This window comes from Paenibacillus graminis (assembly GCF_000758705.1).
GTDB classification, from domain to species: Bacteria; Bacillota; Bacilli; order Paenibacillales; family Paenibacillaceae; genus Paenibacillus_AQ; species Paenibacillus_AQ graminis.
Genome location: NZ_CP009287.1, coordinates 5,231,906 through 5,253,156 on the forward strand (window position 1 = coordinate 5,231,906; position 21,251 = coordinate 5,253,156).

Genomic DNA, 21,251 nt, shown 5'->3' on the forward strand with positions numbered 1-21,251 from the left:
GTTGCGCTTGCATTTAGAATATACTATTGGCATCCTGGCTTAAACCAGGAGATTTAGGATTTTACTAAGGTGTTTTTAGGGTCTCTGAAATCGTTTACTTTATTCAGTCAAACTGAAACAAACCGGAGTATACCGCTACTCCGGTTTGTTGAGAAAAATTGTATAATTGCACTAATAATGACTGTGACTAGCTGAAATCCAAATTCTTAAGAACTTCTACACCATAAGGTTTCAGTACCAGTTCATCCTTAACTACACTATCTGATAAGAAGCTTCGTCCCTCTTCGGTAAGGATTACTGTCTGCTCCAAGCCAGTTGTGTTCACATAAATAGCTGAGTCTCCTATCTGGCGGGCTACAACACCGTCCGGAGTAGTAATTCCCTTACGTATACCCAGATTAAGATAGCAAACCTCAAGCAACGCTTGCAGTATATCTGCTTGTGCAGGAACAGCCAGATAGATCGCTGTTCCCTGTCCGTAAGCATTTGCAGTAACAGCTGGTAATTCCTGCTCTAAATCGGTAAATACAGCCCACGTCTCTGCCGTGTTAGGCTCTAGAATCTCATAATAATCAATGGGTGTGTCCATAATTTTCTCACCCATGCGAACTCGTGGCGATTCACGGCGCAAATTCATCCGCTCCTTCTGAAGCCCTCCTTCGTTCGCTTCGGAAGTATGATAAATCGGACGTTCAAACGCACCTGCACGGATGCCGAATACATCGCTGAGCCTGCCGGGCATGGTCGAACTGAAAACCTGATTATTTTCATCCACTTTGGCAGAATATGCAGTCATAATGACCGTACCGCCCTGTTCTACAAATTGACGAATAGACTGGGCAGAAGCTTCGTCCATAATGCAATGACCGGGAATCAATAGAAGCTTGTAATCCTTTTCAATATTCCGCAGATTCACTACATTACAGTCTGTGTTGTCAGCCATCAAAGCCTGATAAGTCGTTATAACTTGTTTCAGATAAGGCGTTTTGTAATACGCCTTCTGATTCTCGGAGACTTTGAAAGCTTCATAGGAATAGGCAAGTGCAATTTCGGGATTTGGCAGGTATGGTAAGCCCAGATCAGAAAGTTTATCGAGTTCAGATGTAAACTGCCGGAATTCATCCAGCTTTCTTCCCGGAAGTCCGTCATGATCCAACAAACCGTAAAAGTACTGCTCTTCGCCTCCCAGCATGGATCGCCATGTCCAGGCACATACAGCCTCTGCACGGAATAACAAAGCTAGATAGGCATACATTCTTAGCACACCTTTTGGTGGGGCATATGCCCCAAACGACCCCGTTTGGAATTCCAGACACCAAATCGGTTTGTTGGTCTCACCAATCCGGTGATTCAGTGAGAAGCAGGTACCGTGAAGAGCATTTCTGTCTTCGGGATTGACACCAGGATAAAAGCCAACTCCGGGAATATCAAATAATGTTCCATTAGTCTTCAAATAATCGAATCCATATCCAGGATGCTCACCCCAGTGATTAGTCGACTCTTTAATCCCTGGAGCATTTTTACGAACTAAGTCCCTTAGTCCCTGTAGATAATCAATCTGTTCATCCGAGAAAAAACGCCACATGTCCAGCATACGCTCTGGTGCTCCATTCATTGCACCCGCTACCGGGAACTCTGCATCCTCAAAGCTGTTCAACTTGCGTGACCATCGATGCGCAGCCCAGCAATGATTCAACTGTTCAATCGTAAGATATTTATCTCTGAGCCACTGCACATAACGCCGGCGTGCATCCTCTGAGAAGCTTGGTGCCCCACTGCCTATCTCATTGCATAAACCTAGAGCATAGAGCGCTGGAGCATTAGCGTAACGTTTGGTTAGCATATCAGCAAACCGATAGGCGTACTCTTGAAAGACGGGATTTCCTACATCATCCATATACCGATGGACTGCAGCAAGCCGATGGCCACTGCGATCGGCCAGGTCGATTTCCGGGTATTTCTTATGCAACCAAGTCGGAGCGGGACGGGTGGCAATATCAAGTACAACCTTGATTCCTGCTTCCGCAAACAGATCCATTACTTCATCAAACCACTCGAATGTGAAATTCCCTTCCGAAGGCTCAAAGCTGTCCCAACACAGATGTCCCAAACGAACGAGATTGAATCCGGATTCCTTCATCAATTGAATATCAACTGGCCAGCGTTCTCGAGGCCAATCATGCGGATGGTAGTTCGTTCCTACAAAAATCAATTGTTTCACCTCATTTTCGTAATTCTAATGTAAAAGTACATTAGCGTCATACAGTATGATAACAGAGCGCTTACATATTTTTAAACCGACAAAGTTAGGGACTTTCTAGGGTATTTTCCGGACAATAAAGTGAGCATGCAAAATGCCCCATTGCCCGGAACAGACGGGGAAGGTCGTCGTACTTTTTTTTATTTCACCTGTCCTTCTTTACTTTTAGTCGTGTAAAAAAACTTTAGAAAATCCTTTCAGCGAGTTACAACCTACGTAGAATTAAACAATCTCTTCTACATTCCAGCTGTTGGCTACATACAGTCGCAGCGGTTGGGAAACAAGTTGCTTGAATGCTGGGATTTAGTCCATGATGGTTTGCTGCTGCCAGCCTTTTAACACCATGTGGCCTATCCGCCAGATACAGGCTGCGGATTCCCAGACGGTCGAGGTTTTGAGTCGTCCAGAAATCCTTGCCTGACATTAACAATGCTTTCTCTTCTAAAGTCATTTGTTTAATTAAAGTTTTATACTTCATCTGAATTCTTCTTTGACTAAGCTTAATGCTGCTGCAATTACTTGATGCATATCGAAATATTTATACATACCCAGTCGTCCTCCGAGCATAATATTGGGCAGCTCCTCCGCTAGCCCACGGTACTTTCTATATTTCTCGTTATTACAGTCGTCATTTAAAGGATAATACGGTTCATCGCCCTTCTTCCAGGCTTTCGGGTATTCTCGAGTAATGATGGTCTTTGGCTGTTCGCCAAATTCAAAATGTTTATGCTCAATAATCCGCGTGTATGAAGTTTCTGCGTCGGTATAATTGACCACTGCATTTCCTTGATAGTTTTGCCGGTCCAAAGTAACGGATTCAAATCTTAAACTCCGGTATTCTAATTCACCATACCTGTAATCAAACAATTGATCAATCATTCCTGTATAAACAATCTTGGGGTATTCTTCTAAGTAAGTCGCTTTATTTACAAAAAAGTCTTGATTCAGCTCTACGTTAATCAATTCACTAGACAGCATTTTTTCAATGATTTGCGTATAGCCGCCGATAGGAATTCCCTGATACCGGTCATTGAAATAATTATTATCATAGGTGAAACGGACAGGGATCCGTTTGAAGATGAAGGCAGGCAGCTCTGCTGCTTTACGCCCCCATTGTTTTTCCGTATAACCCTTTACCAGTTTCTCATAGATATCGAGTCCAACTAATGAAATCGCTTGTTCTTCCAGGTTTTGCGGAGATTCAATCTTTGCAGCAGCCCTTTGCCCGGCAATCTTTCTTAGTGCCTCATCAGGAGTAATCGTCCCCCATAACTGGTTAAACGTATTCATATTAAACGGCAAGTTGTAAATTTCACCTTTATAATTAGCAATGGGACTATTGGTGTACCGGTTAAATTCCGCAAATTGATTGATATAGTCCCAAATATCTTTACAATTAGAATGAAAGATATGAGCACCATATTTATGCACCTGTATACCTTCTATCTCTTCTGTATAAATATTTCCGCCTATATGTTCTCTTTTATCAATAACCTTTACCCGTTTCCCCCGTTTGGCTGCTTCATAAGCAAAAGTACTGCCATACAGTCCAGAGCCAACAACCAGATAGTCATACTGCACTCGTAATCACCCTTTCTTAAATTTATTGCATGCTAAAAAAACCTGCGGATAGTAGACCGCATCCACAGGTTTAAGATCAGTTAAATCCAACAATCTTCTGTGACACTTTATAGGCCGAAACGGTGATACTGCGGCCCAAGTAACCCGGTATATTCATTAATCTTCCCATTACACCATACCGAATACTATTGTATAACTGGATATCTTTATCCTTAATATACTTCCACAATTCCTTTTTCTTCTTCAGATCCTCTTCCTTTCCTGAACGGATTAACAGTATCGTAGAAATGACAGTGATAATTTCAAGATAATTCAGCATATACTTACGAAGTTCGGGACTTGTTATTTGCTCAATGTCCACCCCGTCGATCATGAGTTTATTCACTTTAAGCTGTTGATCAATTCTTTCAATCATTACTTTTTCATTGACTGACTGATCCGCCCTCCCGATAAAATACCGGTAGAAATCAACATTTATATAGTAGATCCGCTCTACTTTTTCAAGAGGTTTAAATACGAACAGATTATCTACGTAAAAAGTATGTTCGGGAAGTGTGAATTGGCCTTCTTTCAGCAGGTTCGTCCGGTAGATAATCGAATGCATCAGAATATACTGGCCTTTACGAAAGGAGCTAATTTCATCCCAGGTGAACACACGTTCTTCAGGAAAATTTTTGTCATATTTCATCACTTTCCGATGCCGTTTCCCCTGCTTTTCATAGACAAAATTGCTAACCACCATATCCACTGGCTTCGTTTCCGCAACCAGTTTCTTTAGGCTCATTAGTATTTTCAGATATGCATGTCGGTCCACCCAATCATCGCTATCAACTACCTTCACAAACATCCCGGCAGCAAGTTTAATCCCCGTATTGACTGCTCCACCATGACCCAGGTTATCTTGATGTATTACTCTAACTATAGATGGATACCTGACCTTATAGTCTTCAGCAATAAGTCCGGTATGATCACTGGATCCGTCATTAACAATAATGATTTCAATTTCTTCGTCATTAACTAGCAGGCTGCTAATACAGCGGTCCATATAATCCTGAGAGTTATAGCAGGGTACAATGAATGACAATAATTTCATTATTACTAACCTCTTTTTATTCTTTTTTAGGCCACCTTTTGCTGTTTATCTTCTTTGAAAATAATTTTCAGTATCGGGAAGTATACCCAGAACGAAATAACCGCATTAATAATCATCGTAACCAGGTCTGCCGCAATTTCACCGGTTCCTTCAAATTTATCAATAAAGAATTGGTAGATAGGATCCTTATACCATCCCTGGAGAGCCCCTGCACAAATGGTTATCAAGATGTACGCTATAACGTACCAAATAGCTGCTTTGTAAATATTTCCGGTTGAACGGAAGGTTATATTACGTTGAGCAAAGAAATTAATTACCTGTGCGATCCCCAGAGTCAGTTGAACGGCAATAAAGTAGGCAAGTCCCCCGCCTCCGCCAGAGGCTATAGAGCCTGATGGATAGTTAAAAATGTAATACGGTGATCCATCAGAATTATGACCGATCGGTAGAATTTGAAAATCATGAGCCTCCAAAGCAGATCCGCTAAATATCGCCTTCAAAACCGGCATAAGAATCATCTGAAATACGGTAATTCCGTTACTCAATATTAGAAACATAATAAACTGTGCAATTTGGGGATGTTTAACACTATAATTATTCCAAAACGACTTAACTCCACTCACTGCTGCCACTTCCTTCTATTTTTACACTAAAGAGCAATTGGACCGATTCAGTCTGATTAGATGTAATGGTGAGTTTCCCCTCACCCGTTACCCCCGTTGTTTTAACATAAGTACCACACATTCCACCTTCTGTAGCGACACAGTCCGGACCTACAATTTCTATAGCACCCTCTGCTTTTAAGAAAATGGGCAGATGAGCGTACGTTGCGTTATTATTATTCGCATCTGCTACTCGAATACGAACTGAGGCGACATCATAAGTATCTGCTTCAGTAAGGCTGGTACCGCTGACTGTAGTTTCCAGGTGAAGGGCCGCGCTAGAAGCTTTAGTGACCTCAGCTACAACCTGCCCATTTTTGATAGCCTCAAAGCGATAGACCGGTGCAGATACACCCCAATTTTCAATATATTTGAAGAATAATTTGTAAAAGGTTACCGGCGATACAAGATGCCGCAGCATTACCCACATCGCTTTAAAAATGTATTTTGGCGGTAATGCGGTACCAAACCGTTGGATTGCTAACAAACATTCTTTGATGGCTTCAGCTTTCTTGTGGGAATACTTTTCTCCCTCTTCAATTACATTTCCGACAGTGTCGTAGAATTCAATAGGCGAATGTGGTAAATAACGGTATTTTTTGTTGAACGGCATAAACTCCCGAATCATCCGTTCATTTTTGTACAGGCGTACTGAATCTGCATTAGTGAAGATATAGTTTTCACCAACAGCACCTCCGGGGTAATCGCCAATATGCATATCTGAACCGACTTCCAGAACCGACGTTTCTTCCGAGAAACTCGCGTAAACTTTTGTGGCAAGTTTATGATTGCGGTACATGTCCATGATGCCGTGGTAACAAATACGGTCTCCGGATCCAAAATCGCCATGCGTTTGATAGTCGAACATACACCAGCCAAAAGCGCCTGCAATATCTTCCCTTTTATAAACTTCATTCAATACATTGGCATGACGCATAGCGTGTGACAGGCGATGGGTAGGCGTATCCGTTGCTTTGGTTGGAAACATGTGACCATTAAATTCGGCAATCAAATAAGCTTTATTCTTATTAGGTGAAATCAGCCACCTTGGCAGTAAGCCGCCATTTTTTCCTGTATGAGAGAAATCGTTGAATGCATATACATCTTCTAATAAACTGCTTCTCCATAAGAAGCGAACCCCGCTTGTTTGTCTGCTATGATCCAGACGGCGGGCAATTTCATTGGTCTTGGAGTACAAGACATCATCATCTTGTGACTCGTTAACACGAACACCCCAGAGAATAATCGAAGGATGGTTACGGTACTGCAAGATCATTTCTTCCACATTATCACAGACAATTTGTTTCCATTCTTCATCGTTTTTGATATGCTGCCAGCCTGGTGTCTCTGTGAATACAAGCAATCCCATACGGTCGCACGCATTCAGAAAATGCTTGGACTGAGGATAATGGGAGGTGCGAACCGCATTAACATGCAGTTCTTCTTTCAGTATTCTTACATCCTCAATCTGCATGGATGCAGGCATAGCATACCCTACATAAGGATAGCTTTGATGGCGGTTTACTCCGCGAATTTTATATTTCTTGCCGTTTAAGTAAAAACCGTCACTGCGAAACACAGCTTGGCGGAATCCAAAAGTTACATTGTACTCGTCCACAAGCTCCTCATCAGGGCCCTTTATTATAGCTGCTAATGTGTATAGATAAGGAGTTTCTGGACTCCATGCATGACTATTTGATACAGCAATGCTGCAATCCGTGATTGCTGCTCCTGATACCTTTAAGCTTTTTTGGCCAACAACATTTTTCTGCTCATCCAGTAGAAATAATTCCAGCGTGTGGTTTGTATCAGGCTGGCTGATCGTAACATCAACAAGCGCTTGATTCATGTCTGGTGTCCGAACAAACACATCTGCCACGTAGCTCTGTTCTGCTATTAGCAACCATGCTTCGCGATAAAGTCCACCGTAAGTCATATAATCAATTACATGGCCAAACGGCGGTACATTTGCATCTTCCCGTGTGTTTAAGCGAACAACAATTCTGTTTTCGGCTCCGTACACCAGTTTATCAGTTACCTCTGCCCTGAATGCCGTATACCCGCCGTTATGAGTCATAAGCTTCTCACCATTGACAAACACTTCTGCAACGTGAGCAGCACCATCAAACTGCAGGAACATTCGCCTGCCTTTCAAGTTCTCAGGAACGTCAAGATAACGTCTATAACCGCATATCATTTGACAGGAGCTTTCTTCCATATAGTGCACAGGTATTTCTTTACAAGTGTGGGGCAGCCTTACGGCTGTCCCCTCTCCTGTAAAGTTGAAAAATTCATCAGTAAAATTCTCTATAAAACTCCATCCGTCACAGATACTAATTTTTCTCATTTACTTTTTCTCCATATTTTCATTTTGAAGTATTAACGGTATAGATTAATCCTTCTGACTTGGATTGATTCATAAAGCAAGAGATCAGTGAAGCAACGCTTCCAACGGCAAAGGCAATCCCAAAAATAATGACAGCTTGAGGATTTCCCCCAATGAAGTTGACCCCATTCACGACATCTGACAAGGTTGGGAATCCCAAATATAGATGCATCGACAGCCCCACACCAAAACAAATTGATGATAGCAACGGTGCGAAATAGTAATTTTTGATTAGAACCAACAATTCTGCCGCAAAGCCAGCGATAATTAGACCAAAGGTTACAATGGAAAAGGTCCGGTCTCCATAATCAAAAATAATAAACGCGATGTCCGCTGCAAGCATCAAGCAGGCTGCCATAAAGCCGATCCAAAAACCAAACGTTCTGTCTTTAAATAAGACCATTCTTTTTCCCTCCCTTTGCGTTTCTTCTAAGGCTGGTTCGGATGAAGAAGAACAAGCTTAACAGTAACAACGCGCCTAGCGTATAATTAATAACTTTTAGCAGTGTTTGCCACCAAGGTGTAAATCCTTTAACTTCTGTTTCATCTGTCAGGCCGTTAAGAAGACTGGATTTGGCCAGTGAGTAATAGAAATGTTTATTGGCTCGTCTTAACTCTTGCAGAACATATCCGTCTTTCTTACTTGCAAGATATTTATGGATTTCACTGGCACGGTCGGTATCCGCATTAAACGTGTCTGTTCCGGCAACAAGCGACTCGACCGTTGGAATATTCGGATTGCCCTTGACAGAATCTGTAATTGTTACCCCTTTAAAGCCCCATTCATTTCTGAGGACCTGCTTTAGCGTTGCAGAATCGGCATAGGCCAGGCGGGCACCAATCCGGGAGAAAGACATCATTGTTCCAAGTGCTCCCCCTTCTGTAAACGCACCCTCAAAAGCTTTCAACGGTCCTTGGCGGTATGCCTGCTCCGTCATAAATGTAGCCAGTTCTGATCTGTTCGTTTCCTGATCATTGGATACGAAATGTTTAATGGCCGCTGTTAACCCCTTGGCCTGCATCGCCTTTGTCTGATTAGCTCCCATCAGGTAGGACATAATACTGTCTTCGGAATAGTATTCAAAGTTACGTCCGCTGAATGGAGTCCGGTGCATATTAGCACCTGGTGACCACAGTTGTGTGGTACCACTAAACAGACAATCCTCTGCAATGAAATTACCGCGTTCTGCGATTAATTTCTGGTTCCATGTGGAGGCTGCCACGATTTGGCTGACATGAGCCGTTGCTGGCTGATTACCGCCATACAAATAACTGGATTGTGAACCTGAAGGGCCATCTGTATTTTTGTTGGCCGGTTTATTAATCGATTTGACAGCAGGTTGACCGAAGTTCTCACCAATTGTTGTGCTTAATTCACTGATTGTTAACTGATCAAGGAATTTATTCCAGGTCTCATCATCTTCAAAAGGAACGTCTTTCATATCGAGCAGCTTAAGGGTGACCTCAGCACCTTGAGTAAAGCTGTCGTACGCAGGTGCATCTGCCGGTTTTTCATATTTCTGATCGTACATCACTGCTTTCAGTTCATCTGTTGCTGTGAGATCAATATAAGGCTTAGGATAAGTGTTCCAGTCATTGCGTGTTAAATAAGTAACAGGGGCCCCTGCATAGTAGTTAAGATCCATATCATCGAACTGATTGGAAACAACTTCGTCCGTATACTCAGACTTGGCATAAGTAACATTATCCAGTGACTCCAGTGGAACAGAGATTACTTTATCCGGAGCACCCTCTATACTGGTTCCATCAGCAGAAATTAGTTTCCCTTCTACTTTAGCGCCTTCTTTTTTTGCCAGGATATTATTTAAGGCATCATGACTGTCATTTCCAATGGCAAAATAATAATTACCTGGATCAAAAACGTAACTGCCCTTCTTGCTTGTCTCCGCTCCATTGACAGCGTTAGCGTCATAAGTTGCGAACAAATACTCATCAATAGTAACTTTTACTTCTTCCGATTCGCCTGCGCTGAGTTCGCCCGTTTTTCCGAAGCCAATCAATTGAATCGCTGATTTCTCGGCTTGCCCTTCTTCATACGGGAGTTGGGCATATACTTGTACTACTGACTTTGACTTGCCAGTATAGGCTGACTCTGCCGGATATCCTTCATTGGTCACCTTCACGGTTGCAGTAACTGTTTTTGCTTGTCTATCCCAATTCACAGCTGTTAACTCCTGGGAGAAATTAGCGTAAGAACTCCCGTATCCAAACGAATACACCATTTCATCTGCATAGTTCCAGCTGTCTTTATTAACGAAAGCCCCGGCATTGCTGTCTGCATTATGAAGCCCTAAGACAGCATCCTGATATCTGGTTTCATAATATTTATATCCCTGATAGATCCCTTCTGCTTCAACAACATAGTGACCATCGTCATTCGCATATTGGAAATCACCTGCGTTTCTGACTGCTGGTGCAGACAGTGAATCTGCAGCAAAGGTGTCTACCAGCCTGCCTGAAGGATCCGCTGCCCCTATTATTACATTGACAACACCTTCGAATCCTTTCAAACCGGGATTACCGATCCAGAGAGCGGCATCGACCCCATATTCCTCTTCTTCAAGCCAACCAAGCTCCATGGCATAAGCACTGTTTATTAGAACAATAGTCTTCGAGAATTTGCCGCTATCTTTAATCATCTTTAATAAATCTTTCTCTGAATCGTGAAGGGCAAGATAAGAAATCCCATCCCGGTCAGAGGTCGCCAAGTCTTTGCCCTCCCCACCATCACGGGATAACATTACAATAGCCGCATCATTGAAATTATCCTGGTATGTGGCCTGCAAATCGGCAGTATAAAAGCTTTTTCCAACTTCTCCAATAAACCAATCCGGCGCAGCCTTCACTCTGGCAACTTCGCTATTTTTATAGGCATCAAATAACTTTTCATTGATTTTGAATCCAGCCTCCGCAAGTGCACTATGCAGACTGACCTGACGTTTCTCATCCATTCCCGGACCGCCGGAATTTCCGCTGTACACAGGGTCGGCTGTTGATCGGCCAAACAATGTCACACTGCGTTCTCCGGAGCTCAATGGCAGAACCGCCTGATCGTTCTTTAATAGAACCATACCTTCTTCCATCGTTTGAACATCATGTTTATCAGAATCTACTAACATTGCCTTTAAGCCTTCATCAGATAACCCATAATCGCTCTTATAGTGCATAGTACTGGCATCCGCTTCAATTACAGGTGCCGTGACATTTAAAAAGACGTTAACTTGACCGCTCCAACTTATGAGCAGTTGCGTCATAAGAATACTAAATGTTAGAAAGATCGCCGTAACAGCTGTAAGCCCACGCCAGATATTTGATTTTCTACTCAATGATGTTACCTCCTCGCTCAGGTGCCCGTTAGCTTATTTTGATGCAGCAGCTTCACCGGTCAACTCGACGTAGTCGAAGCTGGCTTTTGCAGCGTCAACAATAATAGATGTTTCCGGGAAAGCAACGGAATTTAGATACTCCTCAACAGATAATGCTGGCCCTTCACCGCCAACTGCCTTGCCCATCTCATCGGTCCATTCTTTCGTGTTTACGTAACCAATCGGATTCGCACCTGCCGAGTATGAACTATTCATAATGACTGCTGTGGGTTTTGATAATTTAAGTGTAATCAGGCCCTCTTCATCAACTTCAGTCAGGGTTCCGTAGTACTTAGTAATGTTCGCCCCTCTGGGAACAACATCATACTTACCGTTGTCATTAAACTCCAAGGCTCCAGAAAAAAAGGTATCGGTCTTTGTTAAAATATAAGTATTGTCTGCAAATGTCTCAATATTTTGTACGCCGAAAGTAGCCTGTTTAAATGTATGCTCTGGATAAGCACTCATAAATGCAACATTTGATGTGGAAGCATAGTACCCTGTCATCTTACTCGACCCCGCTGCCTTCTCTCCTCCCGACCCACATGCTGTTAAACCAATCAGCAACACCATGGCACAAATTACTACAAATGATTTCTTTACTGTTTTTCTTTTCATGATTATTCCCCTTTGATTGAGTATTTTGAATGCGCTTTCTAATAAGCAGATTCATTGTACGATATGGTCTTTATTCTGTGTGCTTCTCGGCATAATCTCAAAAAAATTCAGGATAATCCAAAAGGGGTTTTTAGTTTAAGCGGTTATTTTTTAGTCTATGATGAGTTGGAGGTACCTTATTGACAAACGGGAAAGCGCTTCATATAGTGAACATTGACCTAACATAAACGGAGAGGTGAACAATGATAACAATTGCCATTGTGGAAGATGATATGAATCAAGCCCGTTTATTAGAGAGTCATCTGACAAGCTATGGTGCAGAGATAGGACTTTCTTTCAACATTGTGCATTTTCCGCAAGCTGTCGCCCTACTGGAGAATTACACAGCAAATTTTGATATTATCTTTATGGATATTCAATTGCCTTATATGAATGGTATGGATGCTGCCCGCAGTATTAGAGCCCTCGATAAAAGTGTTATCCTGATCTTCATAACAAATCTTACCCAGTACGCTATTCATGGTTATGAAGTAGAAGCGCTCGATTATATATTAAAGCCTGTTGAATACTTTGATTTTGCTCTGAAAATGTCCCGTGCCATTCGAAGAATTAGCGAAGAAACACGAAATAACATCCTCATTGCTGCTGACAATGGCATCCGTAAAGTATCGCCTAAAAGTATCCGTTATGTGGAGACTGAAGGGCATCACGTCATTTATCACACGGCAGATGGTGAATTCCGGCAGTATGCCACGATCTCATCCATCGAAAAAAAACTGCAGTCCTATGATTTTTTTAGATGTAATAATTGTTATCTAGTCAATCTTGCGTATGTACAAAGAATTCAGGGATATACAGTTATATTGGATGGTGTCGATTTGAAAATCAGTCAACCCCGGAAAAAGGCTTTTGTGGAAAAATTAATGGAGTATGTAAAAAGGAAAAACCTATGAGCGGAATAATGCATGAACTTTTAGGAGGCTACTACAAGCAGTTTATCATTCGCTCCGCCAGTATGATTGAATTTGTATTTTGTGTGTTTCTTCTGATACGGCCCTTCCATAAAAGAAGTGGCTTTGGCAGGAAATTAGGCATGCTTACTCCGTTAGCACTTCCGCTTGTTCTTATAATGTCGGTAATTAATACGCGGTATCCCCAGCTGTATTCCGGAATGACAAATATTCTGATGTATTTATTTATTTTGGCAGCCTTATACTTGCTATTCCAGGAAACCTTCTCTGAGCTGTTGCTGTGTCTTTGTGGCGCCGTAGCCATTCAGGTGGTTGTAGGGCGACTATACGAAATTTTAATTATAGCTTTAGATAAAAATCCATATGAAACTCTTTCACTATTTAAGGAAATGGTTCCATTGCGGGATTGGGCACTTTACTATTTAATTCATTTTATGCTTTGTTTCTTACTTGCCCTTCTTTTCCGCCGAACTAGAGTGTATGAACATGACAGAGCTAGCAAGAGATTAATCTTTATATTCTCATTCTTATTTATTTTTGTAACTGTGATCCTTACCTCTGTCAGCCGCTCCTTTGAGGGCGAGAACAACATCCTGGATTTCATCATCCGAACTTTTGCAATTCTGTATGCATTACTTACTTTATTGCTGCGTACAAGAATACTCGAGACAAGCAAGCTAAAACAGGATTTGTTAATCATGGATGAATTGCTGTATGCAGAGAAAAAGCAGTTTGACAACATGCGGAGTGAAATTGACATTATCAACATGAAAGCTCATGACCTTCGTCAGCAACTGGCAAATATCAGCTACAAGCTAACCCATCAAGAAGTTGATTCTTTGAAGGCTGCTATTGAGGTTTACGATACGACAATAAAAACGGGAAGCGATATTCTGGATGTGATCCTTTATAAGAAACAGCTTTACTGTGAGAAAAATCAGATTCGTATGAGCTGCATGGCCGATGGTCAGTGTTTATCCTTCATCTCAACTACTCATTTATATTCTCTGTTAAGCAACGCGATAGAAAACTCTTTGGAGGCTGTACAAATGGTCAGTAACGATAGAAAACGAATCATTTCAATTTCTATCGGTAGAGAGAACGGCGTTATTGGAATTCATGTCACAAACTATTTTGAGAGCGATTTCACTATTAGTGACCATGTGCCGCAAACCGTTAAGAAGGATAAGAATCGCCATGGGTTTGGCATAAAAAGCATGCGACATATTGCAGAACAGTATAACGGGACATTATCATTTCACGCAGAGGAAGATATCTTTTATCTGCATATCTATTTTCCGATTTCTTGATCTTGACTAGCAGAAAGATCAAGGTACTTGTCCGTGACAGTACCTTGATCTTATTTTGGCAGTGGCAGATGACTCCCTGAAATACATCACACAGTTTGATAAAATTTCCAGTAACCCGTAAGAATTCTCCAGGTACATCCGATAGATGCTAATATTGATCCTTGAGCCCCTATAAAATGAACCGTCTGCTACATATCTCAGAAAGAGTGGATTGGTACACCAAGAAATCACTCTTATTCATTCTCTCAGTTGTTAATTTCCGTGGTCAATTTCTATGAACAAAATCCGTTGTATATAAAGGAACTTTTGTATGTCAACCGGTTGACATGTCAAACGGTTAGCATATAAAATAGGGAATAATCTTTCAATCAGTTTGGGAGGCAAGCTATGTTTAAATTAGATGAAACAATCAACTTTCATAACAAAAAAAATGATCTGCTGTCAATCGGAGAGATTCTAATCGATCTGATCTCAAACGAGTATGATATGGATTCCTCAAGCAATTGTTATCAGAAGCATTTTGGGGGATCACCCTCTAATATCGCAATGAATGCAAAAAAACTTGGGATTCGTTCGGTAGTAGCTTCAGCAGTCGGACAAGATGGATCAGGGAATTTTCTATTGAAGCAACTCCAAGACGCCGGAATGAATACAGAATGTATTCAAACCGCAGACGAGGCGACAAGCATGGTAATGCTGACGAAAAGCCAGTCGACTCCAATTCCGATTTTCTATAGAGAAGCTGATTACCAGCTGGTATACACCCCAAAACTTGAACATTACCTGAATGAGTCTAAGATATTGCATTTTTCTTGCTGGCCAATTTCCAGGTCCCCTGCCCGTCAGACTATTGAGAAATCAATTGAAGTTGCTAAGGAAAACGGTCTGCTCGTTTGCTTTGATCCAAATTATCACGAACGATTATGGGAAAAAGACATGGATGGAATACGCTACATTCAATCTATTATCGCAAAGTGCGATATTGTAAAACCATCTGAAGATGATGCCGAGCGACTATTTGGCAGAGACTTACCTGAACGTTACATCGAAAAGTTTCTTAAACTAGGAGCTAAACTAGTTATATTAACTATGGGAAAAAAGGGAGCGATGGTATCTAACGGCAGCACAATCGAAACGTTTTCGACATTAGCCACAAATGTAGTAGATACTACAGGAGCAGGTGATGCTTTTTGGTCGGGATTCTATGCAGGGATTGTAAAAGGTTATACCATCCGTAAATCCATTCAGATTGGGTTTGCTACAAGTGCATATAAACTACAATATACGGGAGCCGTCGTAGATTTACCTAAGCTCGAAGTCCTTTGCTCCATATATCAAATTTAGGAGGAATTACAATATGACTATAAAAAACCAGGTACAATTGATTACATACCCGGATTCACTTGGCGGAGATTTAAAAACACTAAAGGAAGTGCTGTACTCACATTTTACCGGGGTATTCAAAGGCGGAGTGCATATTCTCCCTCCATTCCCTTCTTCTGGCGACAGAGGCTTTGCCCCGCTTACCTATCTTGAAATTGACCCCTCATTTGGAACATGGGACGATATTCGTGAAATTGGGGAAGAATTTGATATCCTGGTTGACTTGATGGTCAATCATATTTCACAGAAGTCGGAATATTTCCAAGACTTCCTAAAGTCTGGCCGTAACTCAAAATATTCGGATCTGTTCCTCACCCTGGATAAACTATGGAAAGATGGAACCCCTGTACAAGAAGATATCAACAAAATGTTTTTGCGCAGGCCTCTGCCCTACTCTGCCTTTCAGATTCAAGAAACCGGTACAGAGGAAAGGGTATGGACTACGTTTGGAAAGACGGATCCATCCGAACAAATTGATTTGGATGTAAGTTCAGAGCTGACAAAACAGATCCTAACGTCGTTCTTCCAAAATTTCAAAAAACACAAGGTCAAGATCGTACGCTTGGATGCAGTCGGTTACGTAATTAAGAAGCTGGGAACCAGTTGCTTTTTTGTGGAGCCAGAAATTTATGACTTCCTTGATTGGGTCAAAGAACTTGCCAGATCACTAGAGATTGAATTGCTGCCGGAGGTGCACTCCCATTACTCCATTCAGTATAAATTGGCAGAGCACGGTTGCTGGATTTATGACTTTATTTTGCCCTATCGGATTCTGGATACCATGATTAATCAGTCTAGCGATGCTCTATGCGACTACTTGAAGAACCGCCCCGCCAAGCAGTTCACGATGCTTGACTGCCATGACGGTATACCAGTAAAACCTGATTTGGATGATCTGATTGATACTACAGAGGCCAAAAAACTAGTAGACACCTGCCTAGATAGAGGATCTAATCTCAGTTTAATTCTTTCGGATGAGCATAAGGGAACAGATGGCTTCGATGTGCATCAGATCCGCGGTACCTATTACTCTGTTCTTAACTCCGATGATGATTCTTATCTGGCTGCCAGAGCCATTCAATTTTTTGCCCCCGGAATTCCACAGGTGTATTATGTAGGGCTGCTTGCCGGCGAGAATGACTACGAACGGGTTCAGGAAACCGGTGACGGCCGTGAAATAAATCGTCACAACTACACACTTGAAGAAATCGAGCAATCGCTTCAAAAACAGGTCGTACAACGGCTTTTGAAGCTCATTCAATTCAGAAACGATTATGAGGCATTTAATGGCGTGTTTGAAGTTATGAAATCTTCAAATGAAGAGGTTAGATTGCGCTGGGACAATAATGGAAAATACTGCGAACTATTTATCGACCTTATGACCAAGCGAACCACTATCCAATACATTGATGAGAATAACGACTTGATTGAATATATTGTCTGATTAGCAGCTTGTTCTGTTAAAAAAGCACGCCAATGGCGTGCTTTTTTTGCCGAAACAGGAAGCAGCCAAGACGCAATGAAATTGCGCTTGGCTGCGTTAATGAAATAAAATATCTATGATTTCTCCTTCATCACAATTTGAACACAAAGCGGTCCATGAAGGTCAAGGCAATCGACGGTATAAAGCTGCGAATTATCGGAATGAGATCTCAGCTCTCTCGTTACTCCGTTTACTTCAACGAAATCAGGTCTTTTATCCGCAAAGAAAGTAAATGCTCCCCCTTCGTCAAGAAAAAGCGTGGTCCTGGATTCATTTCGAATGATATGCTTGATCGTTTTGGGGGAAATCATCTTGTTTGTCAATCCAATCGGGGCAATCCCCAAGTCGCAGCTGACCAGAATGAACAGTTTGGCTTCCTTCTCATTCAGGACGATCGGATATTCTTCATCACGCCCAATCACCGAACATGCTTCCGAGAAATATTCGTAGACTGCAAACCGGCTTCCATGCAGCCCCGGAATATCTGCAGGACGAATCCGGCTTTGGATCGGCTGTCCATCCTTGTTGATATGAAATGCAGCAACAATTCCAGCATCCCCGGCACGGCTCCATATCTTTAATGCAGCATTTTCATGTACCGGATCTACAGTCAAGCAATCCAATGTCGGCATTCCGGGCAAATCGCAGCGCAACAGCTTCCCGTCACGTTCAATCAGCGCTCGGATCAAATTGGGGTCGGTTGCTTGAAGAGGATCGCTAAAATATACTGGTCCACCGCTTACCGCTCGAAGAAGGGCATGACGTTCCGCATCGGCATGAACCGTCCAGAACATATCCCAATCTCCCCAGTAGAGATTCCCATGATAGAACGAGTTGTATACATTTTGCATGGCGTGTTCTGCGAAGCAATCCGGGTTCTGGGGAACAAAATCATCACTGTTACGGCTAATGGCGGACATGGGCCTGCTCCATAAGTTTTCCGAGGCCATTCCCATGCAGTTGATCATTTGATAATGGAAATACATGGCGGCAGAAGCCTCTAGTGCCACATGTCCCCCTTTAGCGGCCTTACCTGCAGAAAGATGATGTTTTGTTAAATTGCCTATCGCACTTTGTCCATCTACCTTGATGAGTCGAATTCCCTGAAGGCGTAACTGCTGATGAAACTCTTTCCAAAAGCCAAATCCGTGGTCATCACATGCAGGAATAAGAGCACCCCCGTTGGTGGGCATCAGATGTTCTTTCATCTTCGTAGCCATTTCACTTTCAGGATGAATACCGCCCCAATAGCCTGCGAATGTATGCCATACTCCTACTGAATTGATATCCAGCTCCTTCAACTTGTCTACAACACTTGCAAGTCCGCCCGGAAATTTGCCTGCATCAGCCTTAAAAGATACAAGCTTCCCCTCCTTAATGTCCTGCCATCCGTCGTCAATGATCACCCAGCGTACCGGAAGATTCATGTTCTTAAATTCATTGCACTTCTGTACGATCCCCTCTTCGGACACCTGTTGGTAAAAGGCATCCCAAGTACACCATCCAATGTACTCAAAAATATCCGGATATTGCCGTTCATCCTTATTTGCAACACCAAGTTTGCGTCTCGCCGAGGTTAACGTATGTTCCGCCAGTTCGAACGGATTCTCATGGATCCCCAACATCGCAACAGAGGTATTCATCCGGCTGTACCCGCCTGTGTTGTTAAACACAACCAATTGCAAATTCCCTGTGGTTGTTCCCTGCAAATCTGCCTTACCGTTTTCTTCGCAAAGCGGTATGATTTGAAAGAAGGAGCCTGTTTCACGTTCTATCAGCAGCTGCTGCGTTCGGCTGGGCAACCCATCGAGTGTCCCGGTATATGGTCTTGTCCACCAATCGTTAAACCGGTAATGCCCCAACAGGCCCGTCATTCCAGGGAAGCTTTCCATCGTTAGCACAATCCCTTTGTTACTGTCAAAAAAACGCAAATGATCAAACAGCGGATTATCAATCGAAGCAGAAAGAGATATCGCTGCACAACTTTCCTCTATACTCAAATGAAGATTTACAAAAAGTCCTTCATCTTCATTCCGAAATTCGCAATCGGTTACCGGCAACCCGCTTTCTTCTCCTCCTCTCACCTGTGACAAATATAAAGTGTGGCTGGAACCATCATCCAAGTTCACAACAGCCGAAATTCCTTTTATAACCGTCTCCACGCCGTTAACCAAATCAAGCCTATCTCCTGTTTGCAAGAAATTCAGCATATATTTTGCCCTCCCCAAACCAAAAGTTCAACCTGTTGAAATTACTCCCAAATCAACCTTTCACACTGCCGAGCACGAGACCTTTCGTGAAATATTTCTGCAGGAACGGATATACGATCAGGATCGGGAGCGTTCCAAGGAACAACTGCGCAGCGCGGCCGGTTCGCACGTTCATTTGCGCGAGCAACTCCGAATAGTCGGTGCCGGCTCTCAACATAATTTGGTCGAAGTTGAGCAGCAATGTCTGCAAATAGCTTTGCAGCGGATAATTATCGGGATTGTTCATATAGATGATGCCATCAAACCATGAGTTCCAATGCCCAACGATGCTAAACAGACCGACGGTGGCAAGCGCCGGTTTAAGAAGCGGCAAGAGGATCCGGATCAAGATTTGCATCGGCCCAGCTCCGTCGATCGTTGCTGATTCCTCGATCTCTTCCGGCAGACTCCGAATGAAGTTCATGAGAATGATCATGCTGTAGACGGGCAACGCGCCCGGCAGAATGAGCGACCAAATGGAGTCGATGAGTCCGGCTTTGACGACGATAAGATAGCTCGGGATCAACCCTCCGTTAAATAGCATCGTCAATACAAAAAAACCCATATAGATTCCGCGTCCCATCACTTTGTCTTTCGTCTTGGAAAGCGGATAGGCGGTGAGTACCATCAAGATGAGGTTGACTATGGTCCCCAGCACGACTCGCTGGGTCGCAACCCACAACGATTGTAAAAATTGGCTTCCTTCCAACGCAAACTCATAAGCCTTCGTCGTAAAATCGACTGGCCAAAATACAACATCTCCTGCAGCTACCGCCGCGCTCCCGCTAAAGGAAACAGCAAGTAGATTAACAAACGGCAGAATGCAAATTAGCGAAGCCACGAACAGAATTAAATAATTGGCGAAAATAAATAGCCTGCGCCCTAGGCTTTTGTCTTGAACCATAGTTTCCTCCTTAATAAATCCTATATCCTGCTACTTTCTTCGCTAGTACGAGAGACAAGACAACCAGGATGCTAGTGATGACCGATTTGAAGAGACCGATCGCCGTGCCTATTGAATATTGAGCTTGCACAATGCCAAGCCGATACACATAGGTATCGATGATGTCGCCAGATTCGTAAACAGCGGGGGAGTAGAGGTTGTAGATTTGGTCGAAGCCCGCGTTTAAGACGTTACCGAGTGCCAGGACCGCCATTAGGATGATCGTTGGCGTGAGTAGAGGCAGCGTAATATAGATCGTCTGCTTCCAACGTTTCGCCCCGTCGATCAGTGCCGCCTCATACAGCCCAGGGTCGATGCCGGTCAAAGCGGCCAAGTAAACGATTGTGCCGAATCCGAAGCCTTTCCAGATATCGGTGACGATCATCGTCCACGGAAAAATCGAGGGGTTTCCCAGGAAAGAAACGGGCTTCAAGCCGAAGAGACTGAGAAACGTGTTGATGATTCCATCCGAAGCTAGAATATCGATCATAATGCCGGCCATAATAACCCAGGATAGAAAGTTCGGAAAATAGACAAGCGTTTGGAACGTGCGTTTTAAGTGCTTTATCTCGTTTAGTAATAAGGCGAAGATAACCGGCACGACTAGGCCGCCGACCAATTTGAAAATCGACATGTACAGCGTATTCCAAATCGTGCGCAAGAATTTCTCCTGCTTGAAAACGTGTTCAAAGTTTTCCATTCCGACCCATGGCGAATGGAAGCCAAGTCCCGGATTATAGTCTTGAAACGCGATGACCAATCCGTAGAAGGGGAGATAGCTGAAGATAAAAACGAGTATGATACTCGGAACCAGCATGAGATGGAAAGCCCTTTGTTGTCTTAACTTTCTTAGCATGTCCCGATCCTCCGTTCCTAGAATAATATGCAGGAGGCGAGCGTAACCTCGCCTCTTCGCATGGTTCTCA

At 42.9% G+C, this 21,251-nt stretch carries 16 protein-coding genes; 4 read left to right on the forward strand and 12 right to left on the reverse strand.

Features of this window, described 5'->3' with window-relative positions:
• Positions 1-187 precede the first annotated feature (187 nt).
• The 9 genes from PGRAT_RS22525 to PGRAT_RS22565 all read right to left on the reverse strand — a co-directional run bounded on the left by PGRAT_RS22525 (position 188) and on the right by PGRAT_RS22565 (position 11,986).
• Entirely contained in the window at positions 188-2,212 is a 2,025-nt protein-coding gene (locus tag PGRAT_RS22525; RefSeq protein WP_025705895.1) for a beta-galactosidase, read from the reverse strand.
• A 253-nt stretch (positions 2,213-2,465) separates the two neighbouring features.
• Complete coding sequence (locus tag PGRAT_RS22530; protein ID WP_025705896.1) at positions 2,466-2,738, reverse strand: hypothetical protein; 273 nt, start codon at positions 2,736-2,738, stop codon at positions 2,466-2,468.
• On the reverse strand, positions 2,735-3,841 hold the full coding sequence (gene glf / locus PGRAT_RS22535; RefSeq protein WP_025705897.1) for a UDP-galactopyranose mutase: 1,107 nt from the start codon (positions 3,839-3,841) through the stop codon (positions 2,735-2,737). Before glf ends, PGRAT_RS22530 begins: the two co-directional genes overlap by 4 nt.
• Positions 3,842-3,917: 76 nt before the next feature.
• Positions 3,918-4,934: a glycosyltransferase family 2 protein gene (locus tag PGRAT_RS22540; RefSeq protein WP_025705898.1), complete on the reverse strand. Its 1,017-nt coding sequence runs from the start codon at positions 4,932-4,934 to the stop codon at positions 3,918-3,920.
• A gap of 26 nt (positions 4,935-4,960) precedes the next feature.
• The gene (locus PGRAT_RS22545) at positions 4,961-5,557 is read right to left on the reverse strand and encodes a hypothetical protein (RefSeq protein ID WP_025705899.1); all 597 of its coding nucleotides are present in this window, start codon (positions 5,555-5,557) and stop codon (positions 4,961-4,963) included.
• Positions 5,544-7,943: a glycoside hydrolase family 2 protein gene (locus PGRAT_RS22550; RefSeq protein WP_025705900.1), complete on the reverse strand. Its 2,400-nt coding sequence runs from the start codon at positions 7,941-7,943 to the stop codon at positions 5,544-5,546. The genes PGRAT_RS22545 and PGRAT_RS22550 overlap by 14 nt, the downstream gene beginning before the upstream one ends.
• A 19-nt stretch (positions 7,944-7,962) precedes the next feature.
• Positions 7,963-8,385 (reverse strand): hypothetical protein, encoded by a 423-nt coding sequence (locus tag PGRAT_RS22555; protein WP_025705901.1) that lies wholly within the window; start codon positions 8,383-8,385, stop codon positions 7,963-7,965.
• Positions 8,372-11,329, reverse strand: coding sequence for a glycoside hydrolase family 3 protein (locus PGRAT_RS22560; RefSeq protein WP_025705902.1), 2,958 nt, complete (start codon positions 11,327-11,329; stop codon positions 8,372-8,374). Before PGRAT_RS22560 ends, PGRAT_RS22555 begins: the two co-directional genes overlap by 14 nt.
• A 33-nt stretch (positions 11,330-11,362) precedes the next feature.
• Positions 11,363-11,986, reverse strand: coding sequence for a hypothetical protein (locus tag PGRAT_RS22565; protein ID WP_025705903.1), 624 nt, complete (start codon positions 11,984-11,986; stop codon positions 11,363-11,365).
• 242 nt (positions 11,987-12,228) lie between these two features.
• Here PGRAT_RS22565 and PGRAT_RS22570 point away from each other — a divergent pair, with 242 nt between their 5' ends.
• From PGRAT_RS22570 to gtfA, 4 genes are all read left to right on the forward strand, one after another.
• The gene (locus PGRAT_RS22570) at positions 12,229-12,939 is read left to right on the forward strand and encodes a LytR/AlgR family response regulator transcription factor (RefSeq protein WP_025705904.1); all 711 of its coding nucleotides are present in this window, start codon (positions 12,229-12,231) and stop codon (positions 12,937-12,939) included.
• The gene (locus tag PGRAT_RS31805) at positions 12,936-14,267 is read left to right on the forward strand and encodes an ATP-binding protein (protein ID WP_025705905.1); all 1,332 of its coding nucleotides are present in this window, start codon (positions 12,936-12,938) and stop codon (positions 14,265-14,267) included. Before PGRAT_RS22570 ends, PGRAT_RS31805 begins: the two co-directional genes overlap by 4 nt.
• A gap of 387 nt (positions 14,268-14,654) precedes the next feature.
• Positions 14,655-15,611, forward strand: a complete 957-nt coding sequence (locus PGRAT_RS22580) for a carbohydrate kinase family protein (RefSeq protein ID WP_025705906.1) — start codon at positions 14,655-14,657, stop codon at positions 15,609-15,611.
• 13 nt (positions 15,612-15,624) lie between these two features.
• Positions 15,625-17,094 carry a sucrose phosphorylase gene (gene gtfA / locus PGRAT_RS22585; RefSeq protein WP_025705907.1) on the forward strand — a complete coding sequence of 490 codons (1,470 nt, stop codon included), beginning with the start codon at positions 15,625-15,627 and terminating at the stop codon, positions 17,092-17,094.
• Positions 17,095-17,207: 113 nt separating this feature from the next.
• Here the strand turns inward: gtfA and PGRAT_RS22590 are convergent, their stop codons facing one another.
• From PGRAT_RS22590 to PGRAT_RS22600, 3 genes are read right to left on the reverse strand one after another with little or no spacing between them, the layout of a single operon-like run.
• A complete protein-coding gene (locus tag PGRAT_RS22590; protein WP_025705908.1) occupies positions 17,208-19,343 on the reverse strand; it encodes a Sip1-related alpha-galactosidase in 2,136 nt (711 codons plus the stop codon).
• Between the two features lie 52 nt (positions 19,344-19,395).
• Positions 19,396-20,286, reverse strand: a complete 891-nt coding sequence (locus tag PGRAT_RS22595; protein ID WP_025705909.1) for a carbohydrate ABC transporter permease — start codon at positions 20,284-20,286, stop codon at positions 19,396-19,398.
• A gap of 10 nt (positions 20,287-20,296) precedes the next feature.
• Positions 20,297-21,181, reverse strand: coding sequence for an ABC transporter permease (locus tag PGRAT_RS22600; RefSeq protein WP_025705910.1), 885 nt, complete (start codon positions 21,179-21,181; stop codon positions 20,297-20,299).
• Positions 21,182-21,251 lie beyond the last annotated feature (70 nt).